Below are 7428 nucleotides of genomic sequence, written 5' to 3' on the forward strand. Positions count from 1 at the left end.
GTTTTTTTATAAAAAACGCTTGATAATGGTTGTTTTAATGGTTTTTTGGAATATTTAAAAAAAGCTTTTTTGAAGTTTTTTTATTCTTAAATTTGCGTTATGAATCAGGAAATAGAAAAAACAAGAGATTTTTTGGAATTGATTAGTGATGAAATTCACTTTTTTGTTGCTGAAAATTTGCCAGATGGTTATGGCTTGATTCTAACCTTTCAGATTCTGTTGAAGTTTCTTTTATTAGCTGCTTTGGTTTTTTTGATGGATTTTACACTTAAAAGTACCATCAATATTGCACTTAAATTCTTTGTTAATAAAGATAGATACCCCATTTTTGTGTCCATCCGAGAATCAAAAATTTCTAACTCAATAGCACACTTGTTGGCGTTGCTATTTGGAAGCTATATTTTGAAGTCGGTTTTTCATCGCCATCCCGATAGTTTTGACATACTTGATATTATTATTAATTTTTTTGTAGTCATCGTTATTGCTGGGCTGGTGTTTAGGTTTTTGGATGCAGTTGAAGAATATTTTAAAATAAAAAATGATAATTATAAAATAGTTGCGCTTCGTGCGATTTCTCAATCGATTAAGATTTTTACTGTTTTCATTTTTTCTCTTGCAGCTATAGCGGTTATTTTTGGAATTAGTGCGAGCACAATTTTGGGAAGTTTAGGTGCTGTAACTGCAGTTTTGGTTTTGGTTTTCAGGGATACTATTTTAGGTTTTGTTACCGGTATTCACGTGGCTACATCGCAACATTTGAAAGAAGGAGATTGGGTAGGTATTCCTAAATATAATCTTGAGGGAACCGTTGAGAGCATTGATTTATTAACGACAAAAATCAGAGGTTTCGACAAAACGGTATCTTCAATTCCGACTTATGATTTGCTTTCGACGGAGATTAAGAATCTTCAGGTCATGTCAGAAACTAATACAAGAAGAATCAAAAGATCAATTATATTTAATATCAAGTCTTTTCAGTTTCTTGACCAGGAGATGTTTTCTCGCTTATCAAAAATTAATCTCATTTCCAGTTATCTCCAAGAAAAGAGTGCGGAAATTAATGAGTCCAAAAATGCAATAGAAAACCCTGATGAAATAATCAATGGACAACAATTGACCAATATTGGTGTTTTTAGAATTTATACGATGAATTATTTGAAGAATAATCCCAATATAGATCACGAAGGAATTTTAATTGTTAGGCAATTAGAGATTACTCCGCAAGGTTTACCATTGGAAATCTATTGCTTTACCAATAATTCGGTTTGGGAAGATTATGAGCAAATTCAAGCAGATATTTTCGACCATTTATTAGTTGCGGCTAAGGAATTTGATTTAGAAGTAATGCAAATTAATAAAGTATAAAGTCCTCAGCATTAAAAATTTAAAACTACAACCTGCTACCTAAAACCTATTACTTAAAATCATGACAAAACTTTCTGTTAATATCAATAAAATTGCGACCCTTAGGAATGCACGAGGAGGAGATGTACCAAGTGTAACTCAGGTGGCAATTGACGCTCAAAGATTCGGAGCGCAAGGGATAACTATTCATCCAAGACCAGATGAAAGGCATATTACGAGGAAGGATGTTTATGACCTAAAGCCTTTGGTAAATACTGAATATAATATCGAAGGGAATCCTCATCGTCCTTTTATTGATATGGTTTTAGATGTGAAGCCAGAACAAGTAACTTTGGTTCCCGATGCTGATGATGCGATAACATCTAATGCGGGTTGGGATTGCAAAACCCACATGGATTTTCTAAAGTCTGTTATTGCTGAATTTAAAAATGCGGGGATTAGAACTTCAATTTTTCTTGACCCTAATCCTGAAATGGTAAAATATGCTGCAGAAACTGGAACGGATAGAATTGAACTATACACTGAAGCGTACGCTAAAGGTTATCCATTGGATAAAGAAATGGCTATTAAACCATATTATGACACCGCAGTTGTGGCAAGCGAATTTGGTTTAGGGATCAATGCTGGTCACGATTTAAGTTTGGATAATTTAAAATATTTCGCAGAAAACATTCCAAATCTTTTGGAGGTTTCAATTGGTCATGCTTTGATATCTGAGGCTTTGTACCTTGGTTTGGAGAATACTGTCCAAGCCTATTTGAAGAGATTGGCAACCTGGTAAGAGATTTGGAGGCGGGTTTTAGCCCGCTTTTATAATACTCTGTAATATTGGCTTTAGCCGAAATTTATAATTAATTTTGAATTTTAAAATTTAAACTATGCAAATTCTTCATTCAAAAATCTATGGAGAGGGAAAATCAGGAATCCCTTTATTAGTTTTCCATGGACTTTTCGGAATGCTTGATAATTGGGGAAGTTTCGGCAAGGAAATGGGCGAATATTTTCCAGTTCATTTAATTGACTTGAGAAATCACGGCAAAAGCTTTCATTCTGGAGAAATGTCTCATGACGATTTAGCACATGATATTACCCATTATATGGAACATTTTAGCATCCAAAAGGCTAATCTTCTTGGGCATTCTTTAGGAGGAAAGGCAGTAATGCAATTTGCAGTAAAATACCCATTAAAAGTAGAGAAATTAATCGTTGTTGATATTTCGCCAAAAGCATATCCGCCACATCATCAAGGCATTATTAAAGCTTTGCAAAGTGTTGATTTTGGAGTCGTGAATTCCCGACAAGATGTAGAAGACATTCTATCTCAATATATCCCAGAAAAGTCAGTCATTCAGTTTTTGACTAAGAATTTATATTGGACTGATGAAAAAAAATTGGCTTGGTGTTTTAACTTACAAACTTTGGCAGACCGATATTCTCAGTTTGTTTCTAATGCGATTAAGTTTGGGGTTTTTACAGGAGAAACGCTCTTTATTGCAGGCGAAAAATCCAACTATATTTTACCACAAGACGAATTTTTAATTAAACAACAATTTCCAAATTTCAAACTAATTAAAATAAAAAATGCTGGACATTGGGTTCAAGCAGAAAACCCCAAAGACTTCAATGAAGCAGTAAAGGAGTTTTTGATTGAATGAAATTATACTCTTAATCTATTTTAACTAAAAATATTAACTTTTGGTTAACCTAAATTGCAGAATTCACTTTTTTTGTAACATTTAATTAATTATTCTTTAAAATTGTCTTAAGCCAATCCGCAATAGATCCTCATACTTTTGATAAATATTAAATTAAAAGAACATGAGGAAAATTTTATGTATTGTTTTACTTTCATTTGCAGTCTTTTTTTATTCACAGACAGGGACTTTGTCTGGTCACGTTAACGATGACTCTAATATTTCGCTTCCTGGTGCGAAAATCTATCTCAAACCCAGTAATGTTTATACCATTTCTGATGATGATGGTAATTATGTCTTCTTGAATATTAAAGCAGGAAGTTATACTCTTTCTATAGATTATTTGGGGTATGACACAACAGAAATGCCGATAACCATCCAAGAAAATAAAAATACGCAACAAAATATCGTTGTTGGAAAAAGGGAAACCAAAATCAAAGAAGTAGTCGTTACAGGTTTCGCATTGCAAAATCAAGCAAGAGCACTCAACACACAGAAAAATAACGCCAATATTACCAATGTCGTTTCGGCAGACCAAGTTGGGAAATTTCCAGATTCCAATATTGGAGATGCGTTGAAGCGTGTTCCGGGTATTACGATGCAAAACGAGCAAGGTGAAGCACGAAACATTATTGTGAGAGGTTTGGCGCCAGAACTTAATTCAGTAACGCTTAATGGAAGTAGGATTCCTTCGGCAGAAGGTGATAACAGAAACGTACAAATGGACCTCATTCCATCGGACATGATTCAGTTGATTGAAGTTAATAAAACCTTGACTTCCGATCAAGATGCAGATGCAATTGGAGGTTCGGTTAATTTGGTAACAAGAGCGGCTTCAAAAGAAAGATTGTCCTTAACGACCGCTTCCGGTTATATGGGAATTCGTGATAAAGCCATTTTTTCTGACAGTTTTTTATACAGTAATAGAGTTTTCAATAACAAATTTGGATTCGTTTTCAATGGTTCTTATAATCTTAACAACTACGGTTCTGACAATGTTGAAGCCGTTTGGTCCAAAGATAAATATGATAATGTCTATGTTAGCGAAATGGACATTAGAAAATATGATGTTAAACGAGAAAGAAAAAGTTTAGGAGTAGATTTGGATTACAAATTCAATGATAAAAACAGCATCCGTTTTTCTGGAATGTACAATTGGAGGGACGATAATGAGAATCGTTACAGACAAAGAATAAAAAAGATTGTTCCCAATTATGATACTACCGATGAAACTGTAATTACAAGTTTTACTGGTAGAATCAATCAGCAAACAAAAGGTGGAATTAATAATAACCTTAATGATAATGCTCGTTTGGAAAGACAAATTATGCAAAACTATAGTTTGAACGGAGATCATATTATCGGTTCCAAAATCAAAATGGATTGGGGTGCTTCTTATGCAAAAGCCGAAGAACAAAGACCTAACGAAAGATATTTGGCTTATGAAGTGAAGAATGTTAATTTCGATACCAATTTCGATACTCCGCAAGAACCTTTATTGCACCCAATTACTGCACCTGCAATTTCTAAATATAAGCTTAGTGATTTGACTGAACAAAATGGTCTTACCTTCGAAGAAGAAATGACAGGGAAATTAAATTTCAGAGTTCCGTTTTCTGTTATCAGTGACCAAAAAGGACGATTAAGATTTGGAGGAAAAGCAAGGTTCAAATTTAAGAAAAGAGATAATAATTTCTTTAGCTATTCTCCAGTTGGAGACGAAATGGCAACTTTGGATTTGGTGGACCAAATTTTCTGGAGCGGACAAGGTTACAACCCTAATTCTAAATATATTCCCGGAACTTTCGCAACCAAAGAATATTTAGGAAATCTTAATCTTGGCAATACTGCTTTGTATGAACAAGAAGATGTTCCATCTGAATATATTTTTCAAAATTATAGAGCAAATGAGAAAATCTATGCTGGATATTTGAGATGGGACCAAGATTTCACAGACAAGTTATCGATGATTGCAGGGGTAAGAGTAGAAGCAACCCATACAGATTATAGCGGAAATATTGCAGAGAACGAAGAGGATTTGATCGGGACTCAAGAGATTTCGAATAATTATACCAACTTTTTACCAAGTTTGGCGTTCAAATATAATTTTAACAAAGATGCCGTATTTAGATTGGCATATTCTACAGCGTTAGCAAGACCAAATTATTATATACTATCTCCTTACTTGAGTATTTTACCTGATGACAACTCCATTGATGCAGGTAATGCTAACCTTAAGCCAACTTATTCTAATAATTTCGATATGATGTTCGAATATTATTTCAAGAACGTTGGATTGATTTCTGCTGGAGCATACTACAAAAAGATTAAAGATTTTATTTATAAATATGTAGATAATGATTATACCTTTGCTGAGTTTGGTGCAGATTATCCAACATTAACCAATCCAGTTCCGCAAGATGGAAGCGAAATTTACAAATACTCTCAATTCCGAAACGGAGAGCAAGTTGATTTGTATGGGTTCGAAGTCTCCTTACAAAGGCAATTAGACTTTTTGCCAGGATTTTTGAGAAATTTTGGAATCTATGCTAACTACACCTATACACATTCTGAAGCTAAAGGAATTACAGCAGGTGGAAATACAAGAGAAGGATTGATGCTTCCAGGAACTGCACCTCACATGTTCAATGCTTCGCTTTCTTGGGAAAACAAAAGATTTCAAGCAAGAATTTCTATGAATTATGCTGCCGCTTATTTGGACGAATTGGGAGGAGAGGCTTTCGATGACCGTTATTATGACAAACAAACTTTTGTAGATGCCAATGCTTCTTATGCGATCAAAAAATGGATGAGGATTTTTGTGGAAGCTAATAATCTTACCAATCAACCTTTGCGCTATTATCAAGGAGTTTCGGAAAGAACAATGCAGATGGAGTATTATGAGCCGAAATTCACGATGGGACTTAAATTTGATTTTTAAATTGATAATAAATCAGTTTGTCACTCTGTATAAAGCAAAGCGGAATGAAGAATCTAAATCTAAAGAAAGGGAGTGCGTTAATGATTTAGAGACGCTTCCTTCTTCAGTATGACAGCCCCATTTAATAACACACAAAGACTTTAAAATAAATTAAATGCTAAAAAACACCATAAAGATTACGATTCTCGCTTTAGTTCTTATTCAATGCAAGAAAGAAGAAGCACTAAAGCCAGATGTTGTAACGCAACAAGTAGAGTTTGATACCGATGATCCAGCAATTTGGGTCAATCCAAAAGAGGTCTCCAAAAGTCTAATTATCGGTACCGACAAAGAAACCAATGGAGGACTCTATGTCTTTGATTTGGACGGAAAAATTGTTAACAAAGTAACAGGATTGCAACGTCCAAATAATGTGGATTTAGAGTATGGTTTTGTTCATAATGATGTCCCTACAGACATTGTAGCAACAACAGAAAGGGAAACTAATTTGGTTAAAATTTACTCAGTTCCTGATATGAGATTAATCGGAGAGTTTCCAGTTTTCGAAGGAGAAGAAGAACGAGCGCCGATGGGAATTTCGATGTACAAAAATCCAGAAACAAATGAAATTTTTGTAATTGTTGGAAGAAAATCTGGACCAAGCGAAGGCTATCTTTGGCAATACAAATTAACCGATATTGCTGGAAAAGTCACGGGCGAATTGGTGAGAAAATTTGGAAAATACAGTGGTAAAAAAGAAATTGAATCCATTGCAGTCGATGATGACTTAGGTTTCGTTTATTACTCGGATGAGATGTTTGGTGTTCATAAATATTACGCAAATCCGGAGAAAGGGAATGATGAAATATTAGTTTTTGGGACTAAAGATTTTCAGCGCGATATTGAAGGGATTTCTATATATCCAAGTTCTGCAACCGAAGGCTATATTTTGGTTTCTGACCAGCAATCCAATCATTTTAATGTTTACAAAAGAGAGAATCCAGAAGTTGGGGTAATTGCAAAAATTCCTTTTTCAACGGATGAAAGCGATGGTTCTGATGTAACGGCTGTTAATCTTGGAGCCAAATTTCCGAACGGTTTTTTTGTAGCGATGAGTAACGGAAAAGTTTTCCAAATCTACGATTGGCGAAAAATTCAAGAAAAAATTGACCAAGCAATAAAAAAATAGTTTTCTTCATATCAGTCAAATTTATTTTTGGAAAGCTCACTTCTTCGGAAGTGAGCTTTTTTTATGATGAGAAATTTGTTGCATTCATTTAGTTTTTAGTGTAAAAGATTTATACATTTTTTTATTATCCAATTTTTATAATAATAGTCATAATCTTGGAGAATTTAGTTAAGTGAAACACCTTTGCGAATCTGAAAACAGTGAATTGATAAAAATCTCTTTGCGGTCATTTGTTAAGATTTTCAGGATTAATTTTTTTT

Annotated in this window: 5 protein-coding genes; all 5 read left to right on the forward strand. The window is 34.0% G+C overall.

Going from position 1 to position 7428, the window contains the following annotated elements; genetic code table 11:
* Window positions 1-99: 99 nt before the first annotated feature.
* The 5 genes from AC4AGG_RS14540 (at window position 100) to AC4AGG_RS14560 (ending at window position 7168) form a co-directional block, all read left to right on the forward strand.
* The gene (locus AC4AGG_RS14540) at window positions 100-1365 is read left to right on the forward strand and encodes a mechanosensitive ion channel family protein (protein ID WP_489772739.1); all 1266 of its coding nucleotides are present in this window, start codon (window positions 100-102) and stop codon (window positions 1363-1365) included.
* Between the two features lie 61 nt (window positions 1366-1426).
* Window positions 1427-2146, forward strand: coding sequence for a pyridoxine 5'-phosphate synthase (locus AC4AGG_RS14545; RefSeq protein WP_489772740.1), 720 nt, complete (start codon window positions 1427-1429; stop codon window positions 2144-2146).
* Between the two features lie 97 nt (window positions 2147-2243).
* Complete coding sequence (locus tag AC4AGG_RS14550; RefSeq protein ID WP_489772741.1) at window positions 2244-3020, forward strand: alpha/beta fold hydrolase; 777 nt, start codon at window positions 2244-2246, stop codon at window positions 3018-3020.
* Window positions 3021-3183: 163 nt separating this feature from the next.
* Complete coding sequence (locus tag AC4AGG_RS14555; RefSeq protein WP_489772742.1) at window positions 3184-6000, forward strand: TonB-dependent receptor; 2817 nt, start codon at window positions 3184-3186, stop codon at window positions 5998-6000.
* A gap of 154 nt (window positions 6001-6154) precedes the next feature.
* Window positions 6155-7168, forward strand: coding sequence for a phytase (locus AC4AGG_RS14560; RefSeq protein ID WP_489772743.1), 1014 nt, complete (start codon window positions 6155-6157; stop codon window positions 7166-7168).
* Window positions 7169-7428 lie beyond the last annotated feature (260 nt).

The sequence above is a fragment of the Chryseobacterium sp. CG10_8 genome (assembly GCF_058117085.1).

Coding starts and splice junctions, on each gene's coding strand:
- AC4AGG_RS14545 (WP_489772740.1), top strand. CDS start 1,427: ATGACAAAACTTTCTGTTAATATCAATAAAATTGCGACCCTTAGGAAT.
- AC4AGG_RS14540 (WP_489772739.1), top strand. CDS start 100: ATGAATCAGGAAATAGAAAAAACAAGAGATTTTTTGGAATTGATTAGT.
- AC4AGG_RS14560 (WP_489772743.1), top strand. CDS start 6,155: ATGCTAAAAAACACCATAAAGATTACGATTCTCGCTTTAGTTCTTATT.
- AC4AGG_RS14550 (WP_489772741.1), top strand. CDS start 2,244: ATGCAAATTCTTCATTCAAAAATCTATGGAGAGGGAAAATCAGGAATC.
- AC4AGG_RS14555 (WP_489772742.1), top strand. CDS start 3,184: ATGAGGAAAATTTTATGTATTGTTTTACTTTCATTTGCAGTCTTTTTT.